The following is a 21,102-nucleotide window of genomic DNA, read 5'->3' on the forward strand; positions in this document are numbered from 1 at the left end:
TGGGCAACGGGGCATCGAGGGATGGATGGGTCTGTGGCGTTGGTTGACTGAGAGCGTGTATTCGAAGCCGCCTCTGAAGACCGAGTACATGCAGGAACTCGAATCCGATCAGCCCGAGCGCATCGATCCAGTGTTCGGTGCCTTGCTGCGGCGACGTGGGCAATTGCGCGGCGAATGCAGCATCGACTGCATGTCGTTCCAGGTGACATTCGACGGCAGAGATGACGCGCTCGAGGCGAGCCTGGCGGTTGGCCGGGCGTTCTGGCCCGGCGCGACCGAGTGGGCGCGACGGGCGCGCAAGATGCTTGTCGCAGAGTTCTTCGACAACGCGAAAGACTGGGCGGAGGACAAGGACGCGGCGCTCACGATCGAAGAATTCATCGGCGCGGTGACGCCGATGACATTCGCGTTCGACGCCGATGGCGGCGTCACCCTGCATTTCGACGACGGCGGTCTGTTCGGCGGTCACTTCCTGAGCGTGTGGGGTGACCGGGAAGCGCCGGAAGCGGCGGAGATGTGGGGATGATGTCGACGAAGGTTGCCCTGATCGCGCTGCTTGCGCTGGCATCCACTGGTTGTCGACATCCGCGCCTCGAGGCGTGGACCGGTGATGATGAAGCTCCCACCGCCACCGGCTGGTGCGGGAGAGTGATGTCAGGTTTCGTGTATTCGGAGTCATCCCATAACGCGCTTCGGCACTCGGTTTGGCGTGAGGGTCTTTTCCAGTTTTCCGTGAGCGGGGACGGACGAAGCATGGTGGTGCAACGTGTAACGCGGTGCGGCGGCAAACGGGTTCTCGAGATCATCGACCCCGTGCATCACGAGTATCGCTTCAGCGGCTCGGGCGGCGCATGGACCGTGAAGCTGGTATGGGGCGAAGACGACTTGGATTCCTATCAAGTCCGTGGACCCGACAACTACCTACGGGTCATCTCCGCACCAAAAACCGGTGTCAATGGCCTCAACGACGCGATGCCGGCGATTGCTGGGGAAGCACGCCAAATCTACCTGCTCGGAGAAGACGGTCGAGTTCTGAAGGTCTATCTCCACGATCTGGATTCGAACCGCGCAAGACGTCTCGACATTCCCTTCGACGATCTCCTGTCCCTCACCGATGGGGCGTCAAGGAATTTTTGAGCCTGAAAGTAGTTGGCAAGCGAAAGACCCAAGTGGAGATTCGATATGGTCTACACAATGCACGCTGCAATGGTTAGGGGCGCCTGACATGCTCGCGAGTCTCGCGAAAACGCTGCTGTTGTTTGCACTTGCCGGGCCGTTGTTCGGTCTCGCCTGGTTTCTCATTCAATATCCGTCGGCCACCCATGGAGACTGGGATTTTTTGGTTTTCATCTCGTACATTCTGGGCGCGGTCCCAGCTCTTGTAACCGGGATGGCTGCCTGGATACATGGCCGCAACTTGGGCGGCCGTTACTCGGGCGCTCTTCTTTGCGGAATCGTCGGAGCTCTGACCACCGGCGCATTCTGGCTGGCGGTGCTGCAACGCACATCCGACGCGCTGCCAGGATTACTTGCGGGCGGCTTTGCCGGGTTGATTTGCGGATCGATTTATTTCTGGTTCCCCGGGAATTTCTTCAGGCCGGATAGCCTTCGCCGATTGCCTTGATTCGTCCAACTTGTAACTCCGACAAAGCGTGAACAAGCGCAAGCCCATGAAAGCCAGGATACCAGCGCTTGTCGCACTCGCGTTGGCGCTGGGAATGCTTTATTTCCCGGCTCGGCTTGCACTTGCCTTCGAGCTCTTCGGCAACGCAGTCCACTCGCCCACGTCCGGCTTGCTTGGCCCGCTAGTGCGCGGTCTACCCGTGCTCACGTTGCGGCTGACGGTGTCCGCTTCTGGCCGAAAGCTGCCACTCGTCACCGGGTGACCGCTAACGACCCAATGCGGCAGCGTTCGCCTTCTAAACGGAGAGGACCACGCCCACGCACCAGCGCGATGGAGGCAAGCGCACTTGCAGGAATGGGAGACTTATCATCCCTACATGGTCAACCGTCCGCTTGGTACTTTGGTCCCATGAACAAACTTCGTTTGAGAGCTGCCGCAATTGACCTGGAGCGCCTTGCAAGCGAAGCGCTTTCCGCCGGCTATGTGGACGCATCTGGTTTGGTCGGGGGCCGTATCGCAGACCTGATCCAACTGGCAAAAGCAGATCAGATTGACAGTCCGGTCAAGGTTGGCAACGGCTTTGACTATGCTTTCAGCGAAACGCGGCTTGGCGAATGCGTCGAGCTATGGAAAGCATGGCTGGAGTTCATCATGTACATAGAAGACTATGACTTGAGGCCATAGTCGAGAGCGCGCCCGCTCACGGCCGATAGCTGCCATTGCTCACTTGGTGACTACGCTCGACCCAAAGCGGACTCACTGACTTGTTCTTGCGGGCGAGGACTCGTGCAGTTGCATGACCGAGCAGGCGACGCGCTACGTGCTCGTCCACCCGACCATTTATTTCCGCGGACTGAACGTCAGGCCGCCCAGTGCGTCACGGTACGCCGTCACGAAGCTTCCGACGAAATCCTCGCAGCTCACCGAAGGGTCTTGCCGCTTCCGTGATGCGCAAGCGCCAGATTCCTCGGTGAGGGTGGCCAACCCTTTGGAAAGGAGGAAGAGGGAGTTCCAGGAGTATCCGATTTCATAAACAGCATGCGCCGCGGCATCGACGCAAATGGCATGGAACGAGACCATCGTTCGGTCGAGTTCAATCGGGCTGTTCGGCGCAGTCGTCACGCAGGCAGGATTGACCGTACTCGCGGCGAAGGTCACGCCCGGGTGGATCTTCGTTGCGACATCGAGGGCGGACTGGCCGGCTTCGACGGCTCCCTTGTAGGTCACGCTCAATGCATAGGAATCCATGCCTTTCACGCCAGCCAACAGCGCGATCGTGCGGGGCTCGTCCGCGTCGACCATGTAGTGCCATTCGGCCGAGGCGCTCAAGCCAGGCGGGGCGCCGTATTCGAAGACATAGCCTGGCGTTTCGATCCGGCCGCTCGCGGGCCGCCGTCCCTGCGCTTCGTAGTTCGGTGATCCAGCAATCGCGCAGGTCGATAGAAGACCGCCCAAGACAACGGCCCCGCATTGCAGCGAATGACGCACGGTGATCCCCCCGGAACGGCGCGCAACAGAAGAGTCGCAATCCTCCCGAGGGCCGTTGTCGAAGTCAAGGCAATGCCCACTTCTGGCCATTGGCGGACATCGAGTCTGAGTGTCCGGTTTCGACCCAAAGCGGACACTCGATCTATCGCAACGCTAGAGCTTCGGCGCAAGGATTGCTGCGCGACGGTCAGTCTGAAGTTCCGTTGATCTGATCTGGGTCAAGGACGCCCATGACGAGTGGCGCGATTCTCACCTCGAAGCCAACGGAGTCGGAACGATGATCGTGGAAACGACGCGCTATCCCACGCTGGTCCGATGGGTGCACTGGGCAAGTGTCCTGCTGGTGTTTGTGGCGTACCTGACTAGCGAGGCTGCCGAAGAGTTGCAATCCGGCGGCGACGGACAATGGCACGTGCTCGCCGGCCTGATGCTGTTGGCCCTGTTTCTGCCGAGGCTGGCCGGCTACTTCCTCGCGCGGCGCGGCGCGCCCCGGCCCGCGTCCCAAAGCGGGCCCGCGGCGCGCATCGCCGCCGTGACGATCCATGCGGCGCTCTTGCTGTTCGTCGTCGTGCAGCCGCTCCTCGGCGTGCTGTCGTTGTGGGCCGAAGGCGAAGCAATGCCGATTCCTTTCACGCCTTGGGCGCTGCCGCCGATGTTGGCGTTCGACGCGAGGGCCGGGCACACGCTCGAAGAGGCACACGAGGTGATCGGGAACTTGTTCTATGCCGTCATCGGGCTTCACGTTCTTGCAGCGCTGTGGCATCACTTCGTTCGGCATGACGCAACGCTTCGCCGCATGTTGTGAGGGCGTGGATCGGTCTTGCGTTGCCAGTCGACTGGCTGCTTTTGGCCGAAAGCTGCCGTCAGCATGACTGCTAGCGGCCCAAAGCGGCCATCCCTACCGCGGCCACGCCGGAATCGGTTTCCGTAGTTTTACGGAGACATCTGGCGAATTTTTTCCGATGTGCCGCCCGAATGGTAGAGCCAAAGTGGGGAACCCAGAGAGGGAGCGGAAATTGATGAGCGACGCCATCGCGGTCCGCGCTACTTCGGATGGGTTTCCTCGCGATCCAAGAGGGGGCTTCGCGCATCGCAGCCGCATCCTTGCAAAGGGAGAGTTCTTGTATCGCCCGGGTGACGCACTTCGCGCGATTTACCTGGTTCTGGATGGTGCCTTCAAAACCGCGTCGACTGGCTTCGACGGCATGGAACGAATCGTGGGGTTCCACCTGCCGGGGGAAGTAATCGGATTGGATGGGTGGAGCGAACTTCGACATCGATGCGTGGCGATCGCGCTAGCCGATGCGTGCGTATGTCAACTTTCGATCGATCAGTTCATGCGGACCGCGTTAGGGCAGAAAGGAATGCGGGAATGGACTCTTCGCATCATCGGCAATTGTACAAGGAACGAAATCGAACACTTGGAAATGCTCGGACGGCGACAACCTGCTGCGCGAATCGCGTTGTTCCTGCATGAGTTAATGCTGCGATCTCAGCACCGCGTCGAGGCGGGCGCTTGCATTACGTTACCCATGACGAGAGAGGATATTGCGTGCTTCCTGAGCCTTGCGCCGGAGACAGTGAGTCGAGGCTTCACGCGATTGCAGGCATTGGGGTTGATCTCGGTCGATCATCGCCGCATCGAAGTTCGTGACGCGACAAAACTTCAAACCTTCGCCCGTTCGTGGCACCAGCCGTCCATGCGACGCCGCCGGGTTGCGTGAGATCGCATTAATAGTGTCTGCTTTTGGCCGATAGCGGCCGTCGCAGGCACCACAAGCTAGCTATTCCGACCGCCGGGATATGGCAGAGTGGACCTCAACCTCGAGGGGCAGATCACGATGAAAGTCATGTTCGCATTCGCCGCAGTGGTCCTATTCCTGTCCTCTTGCGCGACGCAGACCCCAGTCGCAGCCACAGCCGATCAGGCAGGTGGTAATCGACAACTCGTCCTCGCATTTCACGACGCAGTGGCCCGTGGTGATTATGCGCAAGCCGAGACAATGCTTGGCCCCGACTATAAGCACTATGTTGTTTCCGCTGACGGCTTCAAGCCGCTCTCGTGGGAAGCGTTCAAGCGAGGTAACAGTGCTGCACGCAAGGCATTCCCGGATTGGAAGAGCACACCTGTTCGTATCGTTGCAGACGGGATGTTTGTCTCGCTAACCATGATTGGAACGGGGACTCACCGCGGTTCGCTATCCGGTGAACCGGTAACAGGCCGCGTGGTGACCCTGCCGATTGCCATCACCCACGAAGTGCGCGACGGGAAGCTGGTGGCCGACTGGGAGGTCACCAACACCGAACCGCTAATGCGGGTACTTAGCGCACCAAAGTCCTAAGCGTCTTTCAGCGCGATAGCACTTGTTCGACACGCTCGGATCGCACTCGTGTTGACTAAGAGCGGACCGACGGGTGATTGCTGGTCCGGTAACGCCGCAACTGCTGTACCCCTTGGGCCAGTAGCGCTGTAAGCCCATAGACGCTTCCCTGCTGGCGAATGTCCGCTTCTGGCCGAAAGCGGACATTGAAAGTGAAAAATTGTCACGGTTTATGGGGACGACGTGGTGCAATCGGTCTTCGGGCCGCATGCGTCCGACTTTTCAGCCCCCCTCCCCCTCCTCAGGTTAGCCAGCGCCCGCGCTCTGCCCTCTGGAGTTCTCGGCCCGGTTGAGCTCCCCCCATGGAATCGGCAGCGCTTCTTGCCAGGCTCGCTTAGCGCCTTGCACGGCTGTCCATCCCGATGGCGCTTCGCACCACAAATTACGCGCCGCCGGGCTTGCTTTTCCCTGTTCTCAGCTAGCCACCGGTCAGCCCATGACGACATATCGAGCGCGCTCGTTTGCGCTCCTGCGCATGTCAGTACGGTGTCGCGAGGCTCTAAGCGTTCTCCGAACTCATACGCGCCCGCGCGTTTCCGTCGGATAATTCCGGCGCGAGCGCTCGAAGTCATGGACCGCTCTATTTTTTGATTGTTTAGTCCGGTCAGCCGCGCCCAGTCGCAAACGATGGCGTCCAAGATGGCGCTATTGGTCGCCGCAACGCTGCCTGACCTTTCCATCGCCCGCCTCGCTTCTATGATCGCGAGCGCCGCCGCGCCCGGCATGTAGTCCAAGCGTCGGATACTGGCCCTGCGTTTGCGTTGCAGGCTCGCCAGGTACGCGCGGTCCTTGCTCAGGTAGCCATTGGTCATTGCGGCCTCATTTCGTTGAAGACTGGGATTGCGGATGGCGCGAACATTGGTCGCGGCAGGCGCGTACCGCTTGGTAGATTCTTAGAAGGAGCCCGATGGTCGGGGCGCAAATGCAGGCGAAGAAGGCGATTTAGGACCGATGGTCGGGGCAGTGCGCCCCGATGCTCGTACCTATGAGCCAAGCCCTTGTCCCCATGGTCGGGGCAGTGTGCCCCGATGGTCGGGGTGGGCTTCGCGTTTCTGGCGGTCATGCCGCTTCTCTCACAATTTGGCGTCGCCACCGACCGGACGGAACGGAAGTGGCTTGCACCTCCAACTTCCCGCCGCATTCGTCAATGCCAAGCCACGTCACCGCGTAGAGCGTCGGGCAATGCAGACCGCCTTGTCGCGTTTGCTCGATCATCCCTGCCGCCAGCAATTCCAGCACCGCGCGACGCAGTGTCTGCTTCGACTTCCAGCCACGCGCCTTCATCCATGACCACGGCGCAGCCATGTCGCCGTTGTTGTTACCCCGATACTGCGCGCCCAGGTCCAGTAACAACGCGCGCGCTTTGAAGGACAGCCCGCAATATGCGGGGCTGTCCAACACTTCCACAGGCATGCGAAAGAACCAGCCGTTGTCGCGCCGTCCCTTGAACCGTTCGCGGCTTCGTCGGCTCATGGCATCACCCCCTGTACCCCGGTAGCGGGTGGGGGCTCGCATGGGCTTGAAATGCTAGCCCCGGCACGTCTGGCATCAGGTGTCAGCAAGAACCCTCGCGCCGTGCGACGCCAACCAGCATGCAGCAGCTCCACGGCGCTCAGGCAGCGACGTTCGGGCGAGCCGATCGCGCCAATACGATGGCGGTCGAAACCCCGCACGCTGCCGAAGTAGTCGCCACAAGTCGGGCATTGGCAACGGCTTCCTGTCAGGCGCGGGGGCATCATGCGACACCCTCAGGCCCGCGCCCCTTTTTAAGGGGCGCAAAAATGGTCAACTGGGACAGGGCAGTTGCTCCAGCGTCAAGGTGGTCTGCTGCATCTACGAGGCCCGGAAGCGGGTCATCCGTAGTCAACGCGTAGAGGTCTAGTTGCGCCCGTGCGGCATCCAACGCCACGCGGGCCAGGAATAGCGCCGCGACGTCCTGCGGCCTATGCTGCTCCCTGCATTGGTTAGCCGCCTTTGCATCCTCGCCCTGACTCCCGTCGGTCGCCAAACGTGCCGGGGTCAGGGCGACTTTACTGGGCCGGGTCATGTGGCCGCCTTCGCGTCGCGCACTGCAATTCGTCCGGCAATCCAGCGGTCAACCTCGGCCGCGTTCCATGCGCTGGCGCGCTCGCCCAGCTTCACCGGTTGCGGGAAGTCACCAGTGGCAATGCGTCGGTAGAGTTCGGATCGGGATAGCCCGGTGCGGGCTTTCACTTGCGGCAAGCGTTCAAGGATCAAATTGCCCGCTGCCGGCGCGGCCGTGGGGATGCGTGTCATTCGTTGCCCTCCACAGCGCGAGCCCTTGCGGTATGCAGCGGGTCTCGTCGCGCCGTGTCGGTTGCATTGAAGGACAGAGCTAAGGGAGCAGGGTCACGCTACTAGTACGATGACATTCTGCTAGCAGGATTACGATTCCTTGCGCCAACGTGAAATGGCGTTCTTAATCGATCCCTCGCTCTCAAGGATGCCTGCGAATTTGCCATGCATTTCCCGGGCGAACGATGCTCCCGGCCGGCGACGTCGTTCCCATTCTTCGCGAATCTCTGCCATTGCCTTGGCCTTGGGATCATTCGCGGCCTTGGCCTTGCCGCCTCTTGCGCTCTGGTGGCGGTGTTCTTTGCGTACCGCGTCCATAGCAGCTTTCGCGACTGCCGTCGTGCTTAGAGCGTCATATTGCGCCCGAAGCGCATTGAACGATTCAAAGTCGAAACCTTCGCTCCCTACATTCGCCGCTGCCTGAAACCGCGCAATCGTCCCCGGGTCGCTGGTCAGCGACTGAATGTTGTCTGCCATGTAATCCAACGCCTCATCTTCGGCGCCGATGACGCGGTCCGGGTGCACGCTCGGCTCAAACCATAGATCGTTCAGGTCGATGTGCTTTTCCACACGAAATGTCAGACCAAGGAAGCGCTCTTCTTCTTCATTCACCGAAACCAATAGGTCGGATAGCAATTGGCCGTGAGCAATCTTGCTTGCACTACTGCGGTCCAAATAGAACCAGCCGGTAAGTTGATATGTGCCAACCGGTCGAACGGGTTGCCATTGCGCTTCATGGGAATTGCCGGCTGTCGGGTTGTATTCCTCCTCGTCGCCGTCGATCCACCAGGCCCACGAGCCCTTATCGCACAGCTCCACTCGCGCCCGTACTACGCCTAGCAGCAACGCTTGCCGCAAGGTCTCCACGTCGCCACCGTAGAACTTTTCCGCTGCCTCCTGATAACGGAACAGACTGCGCATCCAGTCACCCGCCATGATTTTTTCCCCACTCGCCCATCCAGTTTTTGAGCGTGCCATCAACGGTTTCCGGGAACTTGAGCATCATTGCGCGGCGGAAGTCGCGTGGGTAACGATATTTGCTGCGGTTACTCTGCCAAAGCTTCCATTCCTCGTGAATTTCCGCCTTAGCCTTCTGCGTCGGGTGAGATTCCCAGCGACGACGAGCACCTTCCCGCATCGGCCGCTTGTACCGGGCATCCCCTAACCCATTTTCGGTCATGCATCCGAGTAGATAGTTCGCATGGCCTAGAAGCACGCCGGCGGCCGAATACATTTCAATAATCGTCCCCGTGTGATTTCTGGTCTCGGCGTCTAACGCTCGCTCGCAACAGAACACGCCAAGCGCCGCTAACAACCGCGTCGATTTCTCAGCGTTAACGTTCTCATCCACGAGTGCGTCCCACAGAAGCCGCGACTCGCCCTCCATGTTCAGTAGCTCAGTAGGAGCCGGTCTTCGCAACAGGCCGTTGTTGTCTTCGAACCACGGAAACCAATGGAGCTCCCCGGATGGGCTCTCCGCAATTCCCAACTGACCACTCATCCAGGCCAAACGCTTAATAATCAACTGGAGCGCCTCATCGATAAGTGCTTCCACCTCATCGAAATCTGCAGCTTCATCCTTGAGATCAAAAGGTCGGGTAAGCAAAGTCAAGTCGCCCACCAATCGACAGCTTTCCTGACTCAATTTGGCAGACCCAGTTGTGAATGAATCTGGCCCCATGCTGCCATCGTCGTATTTTCGAACGTGCTTTAGCCGAATTTTCCCCACCAGCGCACCCTCCCGCGCCCCTTGAAACGTCCGCGCCGCAGGGTTACGGCGTGTTCGCCCCGTCGGGCTAGGCGCGGCAGTTCGTTATGCCTTGTGCTTGCGAATTGGTGTCACCTTTGCGGATGCGCCTATCAGCAAGCGATATAGCGTTTCCAACGCATCGCGCTTTTCTTTCAAGTAGTCATGGCGGTCGTAGTGGCGCGCCTGCACGCCGCTCAGACCGTGCGATTGCAGTTGTGCCCGGACGTCAGCGCCTACCCCCTCGGCAGCAAGTCGAGTTTCCACTGTTCGCCTCAGGTCGCCCACGGTGAAGGGCCCCTTTTCCAGTTCGCCTGCCCCTACCATCGCGTCGACTACAGAGCGCAAACGATGTTGAACCGTGGCGTACACGGCACCAGCCTCGCCGGAGGTAACGGTAAACAAAAACGTCCCCAATGCTCCGCCTTGAAGCGCGCGAAGAGCAGCGATGGCGGGATCGATCAATGGGACGTCATGGGGGCGTGCTTGGCGTCGGCGTCCTTTTGTATCGCGCAAGCGCACTACTTGCAGGTCGGAATCCAGATCGCGAACCGTCAGCCTCGCAAGCTGTTCGATTCGTTGCCCACCTGTGATGAGGTGGAATCGGAGCAACGCCCCTCCCGGGTCAGGCAACTCCTGCAGGCGTCGCCAGTAGGCGCGCAGTTCCGCAACCGAAAGTGCGCGCTGGCGTGCCTGCGAAGCGCCCTCAATAGTCACCAGGTCGCGCGCGGGGTTGGCAGTGACGCGAAGCTCGCGTAGTGCAGGAAGCGCCCTAGCGTCCTGCCGCGCACGTATCGCCGCGGCGTAGGCAGCCCGCAGGTATGCACGCAGCTTGGCCGCCTCCCGCAGCTTCCCCGCGTCAGCAGGCTTTGCCACTACGGCCAACAAGTCATCCGCGGTAATTTGTCCGGCGGGGGTTAACCACAGCACCGGCCATGCATCGTGGACGTGACGCCACAGCGCGCGCCTTACCTCGGTCGCGCTTGACTTGCCCTCTCGTTCGAGTTGGGCGACGTATCCAGTGAGCACGGCTCCAAGAGTGGCGCGCTTCGCCGCCGCTTCGACTTCGGCCGCGCGAGCCTCAGCCTCCTGCTGGCGGGCCGCTTCCCGGCGCTCAGCGTCAATCACCGCCCGAAGGTCCCGCTCTCCGGATTGGTAACGTCGAGAAAGGGAATCAGCCAGTCGTCGCGCATCGGCTAGTTCGAGGCCGGTCCCCAGGGGGAGACGCACTCGCCCGCCGTCAGGTGCCGTGTAGCGGTAGTAGAACGTCGGGCCGTTGGCCAGGCGTCGGACCTGCAAAACGCCCGCCCCGCGAGCCGCCGGATCGGCCGCGCTCTCGCCGACCTTCAGCGTAGCCACGCGGCGCGACGTCAAGCGACCTCGGCCAGCAGCCCCTACCCTCTTGCCTGCGCCCATCTGGTGCCCGTCCGGTGCCCGTTTCTATTAGGATTGCATGGATCCTCTTGGCACGCACTGGGAGGCAAAATAGCAGTATTTTCAGTGCGCCGACTTAGATGACGGACCGGTACCGGACGTCGTGGAACCCCAAGAATAGGGATTGAAAATCCCCGTGTCGGGGGTTCGATTCCCTCCCCGGCCACCAGTGATGTCCAGGATTCGACGAAGCCCGCACGCGTTGCGGGCTTTTCGTTTGTGTCGTACGCGTGGCGTCGATCCCGTGGCCACGCTCTCTGAATCGATGGCAACGGCCATCGGACCGCCGATCTCCCTGGCCGCGGCAATTGGCAGAATTGCCGGAACCCTGCCGCGTTCACGCGACAGTCACCCCTCGGGAATCGAACGGAGACGATCGTCGTGAAGATCAATCGTGCGTGCTGGATTGCGTTGACGCTGGGCTGTGTCTCGTTGGGGGCCCAGGCGCAGCAGCGCCCGACCTCCGACATCCTGTGGCGCCACACCACCACCGGCGGCAGCACCATCTGGAAAGGCGGCATCAGCACGCAGACCAAGGCCGTCGCGGCCGTGACCAGCTTCGATTGGCAGATCGTCGGTGTCGGCGTGTCGCGCTTGAACGCCGTCAACAGCGTGCTCTGGCGCAACGTCAAGGATGGCCGCAACGTCGGTTGGGCGTCGGCGCAGAACGACGCGTCCTACAGCCTGCCGACGCTCGAGAAGACCACCTGGGTGCTCGCGGGTACGGGTCGTTTCGATACCAACACCGGTTTGTTCGATGTGTTGTGGCGCGATTCGGCCACGGGTCAGAACGTGATCTGGCGCCATGGCGTCAATCGCTATTCGCCGCTCACCACCTCGAATCCCGAATGGAAGATCGCCGGTGTCGGCGACTTCGACGGCGACGGCTACGACGATGTGCTGTGGCGCAACTCGCGGACCGGCGGCAACACGATCTGGAAGCGTGCCAATTCCACGACGCCGCTGGCGGTGACCGCCATGCCCCTGCTCACCTGGCAGGTCGCGGGCGTGGGCGATTTCGACGCCAACGGGAGCGACGACATTCTCTGGCGCAACACGTCGACGGGTCTCAACGTGATCTGGCCCGCCGGCCGTTCGCAGGCCGCGATCGCGCTGCCGCCGATGGCGGTGAGCTGGAAGGTCGCCGGCATCGGCGATTTCGAGGGCGACGGGAAGTCGGACGTGCTTTGGCGCGACAGCGCCACGGGCCGTAACGTGGAATGGCCGTCGGGGAATGGCGCTACGCCGAAGAATCTTGCGACGGTGGCGGACCAGCGATGGGTGGTTGCCGCGATCGGCGACTTCGAGGTCAATCCGTTCTGATTGACGACGTTCGAAAGCCCGGGGGCGGTTTCGTCAGAACGAAGCCGCCTGGCGCGCGTGGCTGGCCGAATCCTCGCGCAGATCGAGCAACGGAATGCGCAACGTCACGCGCGCACCCTGCCCTGCGCCAGCGCTTTCGATTCTCGCCGAGCCGCCGTGCGTGCGCAGGATGCGTGCCACCAGGCCGAGACCGAGGCCGAGGCCCGACGCGCTACTTTCCGGTTCTTGCTCCGGCCGATAGAACGGCTCGAACAGACGCGGCAAAACATCCGGCGCGATGCCGACGCCGCTGTCTTCGATTTCCACGACCACCGACGAACCCATGACGGACGCCGCGACGGTGATCCGACCCGCGGGCGGCGTAAAGCGCAAGCTGTTATCGAGTACATGGCCGAAGGCTTGCGTGAGCCGCCGCTCGTCGCCCAGGATCGGCAGCGGTGTCGTCGGCTTCCGGAAGTCGAGTTCGATTTCTGCCGCAGCGGCCGCGGCACACCGTGCGCCGAGCGCGCGGCTGAGGGGGTCGGCCAGGTCGATCGGCCAGAACGAAGGCTCCTCCTTGCCAGACAACAGCGCGCTGCCATCGCGCAGGTGATCGATCAGTCGCGCGTGGCCCGCGAGCTGGCGCGCGATCACCTCGCCCGCGCGCCGTAGCGCCGCGGCATCCGTCGAGTGGCGTTGCGTGTGCAAGGACGTGCGCAACGGACCGACGAGCGCACCCAGTTCGTTCGCCAGTCCGTCGAGGAAACGTTCCTTGCGATGCGCGTCCAACTTGATCTCCGCGAGCAAGCGAACGTTGACCAGGGCGAGTGCGGCGGAGTTGGCGATCGCGTCCAGTGCAGCGCACTCCGCATCCGATGGCGTGCGCGGCTCGCGCCAGTAAGCCCCGAGGGCACCGATCACCTCGCCTGCGCATTCGATCGGCGTCATCACCAGACTCCGGACGAACGTCGCCTCATAGAGGCGTTGCGGGATGCGGGCATCCTCGCGGATATCGGGAATGACGACCTGCTCATCGTGCTTCATCGCCCAACCGGAGATGCACTCGTCCGCCGGAAAGTCGCGCCCCTGCCACAAGACGCCGATCGCATCTTCGTGCAGATATCGGGCGCGATCGCCGTCCCGCATCACCACCGTCGCGCCGTCTGCGCCGACGTGATGACGCGTTGTCGCGGCCAACACGCGCACCACGTCGCTCACGGCGTCGCACGACGCGAGCTTCTGCACGATCTCGACGATCCTGAGCGCCGGCGCGAGCGGTTCGGTCTGCATCCTCAGGATGTTACCCACCCGAACGTGACGGGGCGCCATATCGCGGATCCGCGTTTTCACGTCATTTTCGCGTCAAGCCGGCGCAGCAATGCGATCAGGGTTTCAGGGCCGACCGGCTTGCTCAGGTGCTCCGAAAATCCCGCGGCGCGGGTCCGCGCGACGTCCTCGACCTGGCTCCACCCCGTCAACGCGACAAGTGCGATACCGGGGTGTCGCGCGCGGATACGCCGCGCAACCTCGAACCCATCCATGCCCGGCATGCCCAGGTCGAGCAGGACTGCGTGTGGCATGGACTCCTCGACGCGTCGCAACGCTTCGGCGCCATTGAATGCGACGCGATGCTCTACACCGAGTGCGGCAAGCAGCAGTCCCATCGTTTCCGCCGCGTCGACGTTGTCGTCGACCACCACGACGCGCATGTCGCGCGGCACGGCGAGATCCGCCGCGCCGGCCGATGGACTGGCCGCGACCGCGCTGCGAGACAACGGCAGGCGCACCGTAAACTCCGATCCGTGCCCGGGGCCGTCGCTGTGCACCTCGATGTCGCCGTCATGCATGCGCACAAGACTGCGAACGAGCGTAAGCCCGATGCCGAGACCGCCGCGCGAGTGCTGCGGCAAGTGCCGGCCCTGGGTGAACATCTCGAAGATCCTCGGCAGCATGCCTCTCTCGATCCCGATGCCGCGATCGGCGACGCGCACGACCGCGTCGCGGCCTTCGCGGCGCAACGAGATGCGGATCGCCCCGTTGGGCGCCGAATACTTGGCCGCGTTGTTGACCAGGTTGCTGAAGACCTGCGTCAGGCGCGTGGCATCGGCCATCGCAACGAACGCCTCCTCGGGCACGTCCAGGTCGAGCGCGTGGCCGCCCGATTCCACCAGCGGTCGGCTCAGTGCGATCGCCGAGTGCAGCACCTCGGGAATCGACGTCGGCTGGAGGCGGAGCTCGATGGTGCCCTGGGTCAGCCGCGCGACGTCCACCAGATCTTCAACGAGCCGGACCATGTGGTCGACCTGGCGGCGCATCATGGACAGCATCGAGCGATCCCTCGGGCGCTCGGCGCCGGGCAACAGGACCTCGATTGCGTTGCGAATCGGCGCGAGGGGGTTGCGCAATTCGTGGCCGAGCATCGCGAGGAATTCATCCTTCCGCTTGGCGGCTGCGTCGAGTTCGGTGCGTGCTTTCTCCAGATCTTCGAGTTGCGCACGGATCTGGTATTGCCGTTGGCGCGCGCGCAATGCGGTGCGCGCCGCGCTGGTCAGGGCAGCGACTCGTGCGGGGCGTTCGAGCAACGAGGCGTTGCCGAGGGATTCCAACAGGCGCGCCAGATGCGCCGAATCGCTGTTGGTGCGCGCCACCACGACCACGGGCAAGTCCGACCACGACGGCTGACGCGCCAGTACGTCGGCCAGGATCGCGTTGGCACCGTGCGCCAACCATTCTTCGGCGATGAACACCGCGCCAGCCGGATCGCGGAGTGCATCCTGCAACGCATCTGCGTCACCACACTCGAACGCGACCATGCCTTCGTCACGCAGCACCAGCGCGGCCAGTTGCGTGTCGCGCGGCGTCGGCAGCAAGAACAGGACGCGCAGGCCGGGGGCATCGGTTCGCGAGCTGGCCTCGCCGCTCTGCACGGTGGTCAACTCCGCAGCGAATCCGGGGACGGCGTGCGCTCTTGCGGCACGCCGGTCAGTACGCCCCGGAGCTCGCGGAGCGGCGCGCCGATCTCGAACCCGTGCGAGGACATCCTGAAGGGGCGGATCGTGCGCTCGTGCCACCCGGTGCGCTGCTTCAGTACCGAGATTGCTTGCCGCACCTCGCCATCGGCCTCGTAATACCGCAGCAGGACGACGCCATCGGCCAGGTAGCTCACGTCGACGCGATTGCTCATCGTGCCGATGAGCCCGAGCTGCGCGCTGATCAGGAGCGTGATCACGCCGAGCGAGCCGAGGTAGGCCAACAGATCGTGCAACTGCAACAGCATGTGTTGCTCACCGGGCATCGCGTTGAGATAGCCGTTGAGGCTGTCGATCACCACGACGCGCACGTCGTCGTCTTCCACCGCCGAGCGAATCACCTGCGTGAACTCGCCGGACGACAATTCTGCCGGGTCGACCGCCTGCAGCCTGATCAGGCCCTCATCCATGCGTTCGGCCAACGGGAAGCCCAATCCCTCCGAGCGCGTGACGAAGGCGCGCACGCTTTCGTCGAAGGCGAAGATCGCCGCTCTCTCGCCGCGATCGGCCGCCGCGCATGCGATCAACGTCGCAAGCGACGATTTCCCTGTCCCGGCCGCGCCGATCAGCAACGTGCTGGTGCCGCGCGACAACCCGCCACCAAGCAACGCGTCGAATTGTTCCATTCCCGTGGCGATGCGTTCCTGCGGCAATTTGCGGCGATAGTCCGATGCGACCAGTCGTGGGAACACAAGGAGCCCGCCGGTCTCGATGCGATAGTCGTGGTAGCCGCCGATGAAGCGACGGCCCCTGAACTTGCCCACGCGAAGGCGACGCCGATCGCCGCCGAACGCCGCGTCCACCGATTCCAGGCGAAGCACCCCGTGCACGATGGTGTGCACGTGCATGCCCTGCTCTGCCGGGCCGATGTCGTCGAGCAACAACGTCGTGCAGGAAAGCTGGGAGAAGTACTGCTTCAGAGCCAGCACCTGGCGGCGATATCGCAGGGGCGAGCCCGACAGCAGGCGGAGCTCGCCCAGCGAATCGAACACCAGTCGATCGGGCCGTATTTCTTCGATGTGCCGCAGGATGCGTTGCGTCGTGTCGCCAAGCTCCACTTCGGAAGGATGGAACATCGTGTACTGCGCGTCTGCCGCCATGCTGTCCGCGCCGGCCAATGGCTCGTAGAGGTCGATGCCGTCGAGCGACCAACCATGGGAGGCCGCCATCTCACGCAGTTCGGCCACGGTTTCCGAGAGCGACACATACAGCACGCGCTCGCCCCGATCGCGACCGGCCATGAGGAACTGCATCGACAAGGTCGTCTTGCCCGACCCGGGAAGCCCTTCGATGAGATAGAGCCTCCGGGGCGTGTAGCCCCCGGCAAGCACGGTATCCAGCCCGGCGATGCCGGAGCTGATGGGAGTTGCGAGCATTGCGTTGCGCCCCTGTGGTGATGCGCGCGATGACATCCCCTGTCGTTCGCGGCACGGTCGCGCAGTCTTCACGAACGGGCATGAAAGGTGAAGTAAAAGCCGCGTGAAACCGCGTAAAAATGCCGTAAAAATTCATGCCGTTCCGTTGCGGGTCAGTCGCTCGTGGTTAAAAAATCCGCGCCCCCAAAACCGGACACACCCACGCCCCATGCGGATGGATGTCACGCACAACCGAATGCAGGTCGAAGCGCCCGCGACGCACCACGTCGCGGAGTCGCTTGCACTGCCGTCAGCGCTGCTGGCGTCGGTGTCGCACGATCTGCGCGGGCCGCTCTCGGTGATCCTCGGCGCTTCCGAAGTGCTGCACGACGGATTCGCGCATCTGGCCGATGAGGATCGACACGCTTATCTGCGCGCGATTCGTCGCGAATGCGTTCGCATGGACGAGTACATCCAGGGTCTGTTCAACGCCACGCGCCTGCTGATTGGTGGAAGCGCGCGACTGGTCCGCGACTGGATCGGCATCGATGAGCTCGTTGGATCGGCGGTGGAGCGCCTTGTCCGATATCGCGAAGGTGCGAGGGTTTCGATCGACATCGACTCGACGCTGCAGCCCGTCCGCGTCCATGGCGCGCTCGTCGAACAAGCCTTGTTGAACGTGCTCGACAACGCTGCGAAGTTTTCCCCCACCGACGCTGCCGTGCAGCTGCGCATCCGCCAGGACGCGACCGTCAACACGGAGATCGAGGTGGTCGACGCGGGCCCCGGCATCGCGGCGGACAAGCGCGAACACGTTTTCGGCGTGTTCGTGAGCGACGATCCGCAATCGCGCGGCCGCGGTGGATCGGGACTGGGCCTGGCGATCAGCCGCGGCATCCTGCGCGCACATGGCGGCGACGTCGTCGCCGAGGCGCCGCGGGAAGGCGCAACGGGTGCGCGCCTGCGGCTGACACTGCCGGCGACGGAGGCGACAGGGCTGGGCGCGCGATGAGCGAACGCCCCGCCAAGATTCTCGTCATCGAGGACGAGCCCGAACTGCGCGCCTTCCTCGCCCGGGTGCTGCGTTCGCACGGCTACACCGTGGATACGGCAGCGACCGCCCGCCAGGGGCTGGAGACGTTCCGATCGCGCGGCGCGGCATTGGTACTGCTCGACATCGGCCTTCCCGACGCGAACGGTCTGGAGGTACTCGCCTGCATCCGGCACGACAGTTCGACGCCCGTCATCGTGCTGAGCGTGCGCGCGGAGGAGGCTGAGAAAGTCGCGGTTCTCGACGGCGGCGCCGACGATTACGTCACCAAGCCTTTCGGCGTCCAGGAATTGCTCGCGCGCATCCGTGCGAACCTGCGTGCGAGGCACCCGCTGGTGCAACGCTCGTTCCTGGACGATGGCTACCTGCGCATCGACCTGGCGAACCGCATCGTGACGCTCGGCAACGAACCGGTGACGCTCACTCCAAAGGAATATGCACTGCTCGCCGTGTTGGCACGCAACGCCGGCGGCGTCGTCACCCAGTCGCGCTTGCTGCGCGAACTCTGGGGACCCACGTATGAGCAGGACACGCATTACCTTCGCATCCTCGTCGCGAAGCTGCGGCAAAAGCTGGGAGACGACGCGACGGCGCCGCGGTGGGTGCTGACCGAACCGGGCGTCGGTCTGCGGCTGCGCATCGACGCGTACGAGGGCGCGCCGGTTTCGCCCGAGCAGGCTCGCGTTCGCGCGGAGTGAGGTCCAGGCGGAGATCGTCGCGGGGGTTTGCTACCTCCAATGCAGCATCGATCCCCTGCCGTGCCGGCGTATTGATTTAGGTCAACGACCGCCGCATCGGGCCACCGCAACCTCCCTGCACTGTCATCGGAGGTGTCGAAGCATGGCTGCGCATCCATCGACACTGCGCCTGGTGCGCGCGTGGATCGACACGTACCAGCAGCCCGTCGTCTACATGCATCGCGACTGCCCCGTGTGTCGCGCGGAGGGCTTCAGCGCCTTGTCGCGCGTGTCCATCCGTTGCGGCGGCCGGGAGTTGCTCGCCACCCTGAATGTGGTCATCGACGCGCAAATCGATGTCGACGTGGCGGCGCTCTCGGAAGTGGCCTGGCACGCACTGGCGCCGCCCGAAGGCGCGGTCGCGGAGATCCGGCACGCCGAGCCGCCTGCTTCTGCATCGGCGCTGCGCGCGAAAGTCTTCGGCCACCGCCTTTCCATCGACGCGATGCGCGCGCTCGTGCAGGACACCGTCAATGCGCGGCTCTCGGACATCGAACTCGCCGCATTCGTGACGGCGTGCGCCGGGGATCACCTCGATCACGACGAGACGATCGCCCTGACGCATGCCATGGTCGAGGCGGGACAACGCATCCGGTGGCAGCGCGACGTCATCCTGGACAAGCATTGCGTCGGCGGATTGCCCGGCAACCGCACCACGCCGCTCGTGGTCGCGATCCTTGCCGCCGCGGGCCGCTGCATTCCCAAGACATCCTCGCGCGCGATCACCTCGCCTGCGGGGACCGCGGACACGATGGAGGTCATGGCGCCCGTGGACCTGGATCTGCCGGCGATGCAGCGCGTGGTCGAGCGCGAGGGGGGATGCATCGTCTGGGGCGGCAGCGTGCGCCTGAGCCCCGCGGACGACATCCTGATCCGCGTCGAGCGTCCCCTGGATTTCGACAGCGAAGGCCAATTGGTCGCGAGCGTGCTGTCCAAGAAGATCGCGGCCGGCGCGACGCACGTGGTGATCGACATGCCCATCGGGCCCACCGCGAAGATCCGATCGGACGCGCATGCCGACGCGATCGAACGGCGATTGCGCGCGACCGCGGCCGCCTTCGGCCTGGAGTTGCGCATCGTGCGCACCGACGGGTCGCAGCCGGTGGGGCGCGGAATCGGCCCATCGCTCGAAGCACGGGACGTCCTCGCCGTGTTGCGAGGAGCGCCCGACGCGCCTGCAGACCTGCGCGAACGCGTCCTGGCGTTGGCCAGCACACTGCTGGAACTCGCACCGGGCGTCGAAGGGCCCGGGGCCAGCGACCAGGCGCGCGATCTCCTCGACAGTGGCGCGGCCTACCGGAAATTCCTGGCCATTTGCGAGGCGCAAGGTGGCTTCACCGAACCTGGCGTCGCCGAGCACGTGCGCACGGTATCGGCGCAACGATCCGGGGTCGTGCGCGCCATCGACAATCGCCGGCTCGCGAAAGTCGCCAAGCTCGCCGGCGCACCGCTCGCGCGTCGCGCGGGCGTATTCCTGCGCGTGCGCATCGGCGATGCCGTGGCGTCGGGCGAGGCGTTGTTCGACCTGCACGCCCAGAGCCTGGGCGAAATGGCGTACGCGCTTTCGTTCGCGACCGCCCATCCGGCCATCTTCTGGATCGCGTGAAGGCGATCAGTGGTGCATCAGCAACGGAATCGGGCTGTGTCCGAGCATGTGGCGGGAAACGCCGCCGATGATCCATTCGCGCGCGCGCGAATGCCCAAAGGCTCCCATCACCAGCAAATCGACGTTCGCCGCCATCGCCGCGCCCAGCAATGCCCCGCCCGTCGTGTCGCGATCAGTCGCGAACATCGCACGCTCGATCGGCAAGCGGTGCCGCTTCGCGAATCGATCCAGGTCGAATGCCGGCAGCCCGAGCGGTGGTTGCACCGGCGTGGCGTCGTGCAGGAAGACGACATGGCTCGCGCGAAGCAACAATGGCAACGCCGAATGCAGCGCGCGCATTGCCGCGGTCGATCCATCCCATGCGACTGCGATCCGATCCAGTCGAGGGTCCTGCCGGCGCGATTCGGGAACGATCAACGCGGGGCGGCGAACATGGACGATGACGTCCGCGAGCGCGCCTTCCTCGCCCCACGGCGTATCGGCCCCCCTTCCGAGCACGAGCAGGTCGTGCCATTGGCTGACGTGTCGAATCGCACGCGAGGGTGTCGCCATGCAGGCGATCCAGTCGCTGTCGGCGACGCCGTTCGACGAGGTCCAGTTGCGGAAGGGCGTGGCCAGCGCACGGGCCTTCCGCAGTTTGCGTTCCGCCTCCCGCTCCAGCATCACCATCGGCGGCGTTTCGCCGACCAGGACGGCGGGTATCGGTGGTTCGCACCACAACCCGGTCAGATTCGCCTGCAGTCGGGCAGCCAGCCGCGCAGCGAAGACGGTCGCGTGGCTCCAGGGCGAATAGTGGGTCGCATGAACGAGGAGGTCCTGCATGTCGGTCGAAAGTCCATGCCTGTCGTTCGCATTGGATGCGCACGTTCGCGCGGCGATGTTGATTTAGGTCAACACAAGGCGGCGTGCGCAGGCCGCACACTGCCGCAACTCCCATTGAAGCCTCCCGAAGCACGCCGGGGGGATCGGCGTGGCGGTTGCCCATCGATTGAGGGGTAGACTCCCGGGCGGACCGGCGCGGGCCGGACGCTC

General features: G+C 63.6%; 22 protein-coding genes. 11 read left to right on the forward strand and 11 right to left on the reverse strand.

Features of this window, described 5'->3' with window-relative positions; translation table 11 throughout:
• The first annotated feature begins 25 nt into the window (after positions 1-25).
• From AB4059_RS04805 to AB4059_RS04820, 4 genes are all read left to right on the forward strand, one after another.
• Positions 26-526, forward strand: coding sequence for a DUF2262 domain-containing protein (locus AB4059_RS04805; protein ID WP_498977084.1), 501 nt, complete (start codon positions 26-28; stop codon positions 524-526).
• Positions 523-1,137, forward strand: a complete 615-nt coding sequence (locus AB4059_RS04810; protein WP_498977086.1) for a hypothetical protein — start codon at positions 523-525, stop codon at positions 1,135-1,137. Before AB4059_RS04805 ends, AB4059_RS04810 begins: the two co-directional genes overlap by 4 nt.
• A gap of 88 nt (positions 1,138-1,225) precedes the next feature.
• Complete coding sequence (locus AB4059_RS04815) at positions 1,226-1,624, forward strand: hypothetical protein (protein ID WP_498977088.1); 399 nt, start codon at positions 1,226-1,228, stop codon at positions 1,622-1,624.
• A gap of 408 nt (positions 1,625-2,032) precedes the next feature.
• Entirely contained in the window at positions 2,033-2,308 is a 276-nt protein-coding gene (locus AB4059_RS04820; RefSeq protein WP_498977090.1) for a hypothetical protein, read from the forward strand.
• A 156-nt stretch (positions 2,309-2,464) separates the two neighbouring features.
• On the opposite strand, the gene AB4059_RS04825 is transcribed toward AB4059_RS04820, so the two are convergent.
• Positions 2,465-3,112, reverse strand: a complete 648-nt coding sequence (locus tag AB4059_RS04825) for a hypothetical protein (protein WP_498977092.1) — start codon at positions 3,110-3,112, stop codon at positions 2,465-2,467.
• 277 nt (positions 3,113-3,389) lie between these two features.
• Between AB4059_RS04825 and AB4059_RS04830 the strand changes: the two genes are divergently transcribed.
• The 3 genes from AB4059_RS04830 (at position 3,390) to AB4059_RS04840 (ending at position 5,454) form a co-directional block, all read left to right on the forward strand.
• Positions 3,390-3,917: a cytochrome b gene (locus AB4059_RS04830; protein WP_498977094.1), complete on the forward strand. Its 528-nt coding sequence runs from the start codon at positions 3,390-3,392 to the stop codon at positions 3,915-3,917.
• A gap of 214 nt (positions 3,918-4,131) precedes the next feature.
• Positions 4,132-4,836, forward strand: coding sequence for a Crp/Fnr family transcriptional regulator (locus AB4059_RS04835; RefSeq protein ID WP_498977096.1), 705 nt, complete (start codon positions 4,132-4,134; stop codon positions 4,834-4,836).
• 87 nt (positions 4,837-4,923) lie between these two features.
• Complete coding sequence (locus AB4059_RS04840; RefSeq protein ID WP_498977098.1) at positions 4,924-5,454, forward strand: ester cyclase; 531 nt, start codon at positions 4,924-4,926, stop codon at positions 5,452-5,454.
• 209 nt (positions 5,455-5,663) lie between these two features.
• Here the strand turns inward: AB4059_RS04840 and AB4059_RS04845 are convergent, their stop codons facing one another.
• The 6 genes from AB4059_RS04845 to AB4059_RS04870 form a co-directional block, all read right to left on the reverse strand.
• Entirely contained in the window at positions 5,664-6,305 is a 642-nt protein-coding gene (locus AB4059_RS04845; RefSeq protein ID WP_498977100.1) for an HGGxSTG domain-containing protein, read from the reverse strand.
• Positions 6,306-6,552: 247 nt separating this feature from the next.
• Entirely contained in the window at positions 6,553-6,966 is a 414-nt protein-coding gene (locus AB4059_RS04850) for a hypothetical protein (protein ID WP_498977102.1), read from the reverse strand.
• A 570-nt stretch (positions 6,967-7,536) separates the two neighbouring features.
• Entirely contained in the window at positions 7,537-7,770 is a 234-nt protein-coding gene (locus AB4059_RS04855; protein WP_498977104.1) for a helix-turn-helix transcriptional regulator, read from the reverse strand.
• A gap of 129 nt (positions 7,771-7,899) precedes the next feature.
• Positions 7,900-8,787, reverse strand: a complete 888-nt coding sequence (locus tag AB4059_RS04860) for a hypothetical protein (protein ID WP_498977106.1) — start codon at positions 8,785-8,787, stop codon at positions 7,900-7,902.
• Complete coding sequence (locus AB4059_RS04865) at positions 8,735-9,430, reverse strand: hypothetical protein (protein ID WP_498977107.1); 696 nt, start codon at positions 9,428-9,430, stop codon at positions 8,735-8,737. Before AB4059_RS04865 ends, AB4059_RS04860 begins: the two co-directional genes overlap by 53 nt.
• A 192-nt stretch (positions 9,431-9,622) precedes the next feature.
• On the reverse strand, positions 9,623-10,915 hold the full coding sequence (locus tag AB4059_RS04870; RefSeq protein WP_498977109.1) for a site-specific integrase: 1,293 nt from the start codon (positions 10,913-10,915) through the stop codon (positions 9,623-9,625).
• A 456-nt stretch (positions 10,916-11,371) separates the two neighbouring features.
• Between AB4059_RS04870 and AB4059_RS04875 the strand changes: the two genes are divergently transcribed.
• Positions 11,372-12,313, forward strand: a complete 942-nt coding sequence (locus AB4059_RS04875; protein ID WP_498977111.1) for an FG-GAP repeat domain-containing protein — start codon at positions 11,372-11,374, stop codon at positions 12,311-12,313.
• Positions 12,314-12,346: 33 nt separating this feature from the next.
• On the opposite strand, the gene AB4059_RS04880 is transcribed toward AB4059_RS04875, so the two are convergent.
• From AB4059_RS04880 to AB4059_RS04890, 3 genes are all read right to left on the reverse strand, one after another.
• On the reverse strand, positions 12,347-13,642 hold the full coding sequence (locus AB4059_RS04880; protein ID WP_498977113.1) for a sensor histidine kinase: 1,296 nt from the start codon (positions 13,640-13,642) through the stop codon (positions 12,347-12,349).
• Positions 13,639-15,105, reverse strand: coding sequence for a hybrid sensor histidine kinase/response regulator (locus tag AB4059_RS04885; RefSeq protein WP_498977840.1), 1,467 nt, complete (start codon positions 15,103-15,105; stop codon positions 13,639-13,641). The genes AB4059_RS04880 and AB4059_RS04885 overlap by 4 nt, the downstream gene beginning before the upstream one ends.
• Before the next feature lie 119 nt (positions 15,106-15,224).
• Positions 15,225-16,697 carry an ATPase domain-containing protein gene (locus AB4059_RS04890; RefSeq protein ID WP_498977115.1) on the reverse strand — a complete coding sequence of 491 codons (1,473 nt, stop codon included), beginning with the start codon at positions 16,695-16,697 and terminating at the stop codon, positions 15,225-15,227.
• 208 nt (positions 16,698-16,905) lie between these two features.
• Here AB4059_RS04890 and AB4059_RS04895 point away from each other — a divergent pair, with 208 nt between their 5' ends.
• The 3 genes from AB4059_RS04895 (at position 16,906) to AB4059_RS04905 (ending at position 20,070) form a co-directional block, all read left to right on the forward strand.
• Positions 16,906-17,688: a sensor histidine kinase gene (locus tag AB4059_RS04895; protein ID WP_498977117.1), complete on the forward strand. Its 783-nt coding sequence runs from the start codon at positions 16,906-16,908 to the stop codon at positions 17,686-17,688.
• Positions 17,685-18,425 (forward strand): response regulator, encoded by a 741-nt coding sequence (locus AB4059_RS04900; RefSeq protein WP_498977119.1) that lies wholly within the window; start codon positions 17,685-17,687, stop codon positions 18,423-18,425. Before AB4059_RS04895 ends, AB4059_RS04900 begins: the two co-directional genes overlap by 4 nt.
• Before the next feature lie 142 nt (positions 18,426-18,567).
• Positions 18,568-20,070 carry a thymidine phosphorylase family protein gene (locus AB4059_RS04905; protein ID WP_498977121.1) on the forward strand — a complete coding sequence of 501 codons (1,503 nt, stop codon included), beginning with the start codon at positions 18,568-18,570 and terminating at the stop codon, positions 20,068-20,070.
• A 6-nt stretch (positions 20,071-20,076) separates the two neighbouring features.
• Here the strand turns inward: AB4059_RS04905 and AB4059_RS04910 are convergent, their stop codons facing one another.
• The gene (locus AB4059_RS04910) at positions 20,077-20,892 is read right to left on the reverse strand and encodes a universal stress protein (RefSeq protein WP_498977123.1); all 816 of its coding nucleotides are present in this window, start codon (positions 20,890-20,892) and stop codon (positions 20,077-20,079) included.
• Positions 20,893-21,102 lie beyond the last annotated feature (210 nt).

Origin of the sequence: Lysobacter sp. 2RAF19, assembly GCF_052115395.1 — a bacterium.
Classification (GTDB): domain Bacteria; phylum Pseudomonadota; class Gammaproteobacteria; order Xanthomonadales; family Xanthomonadaceae; genus Noviluteimonas.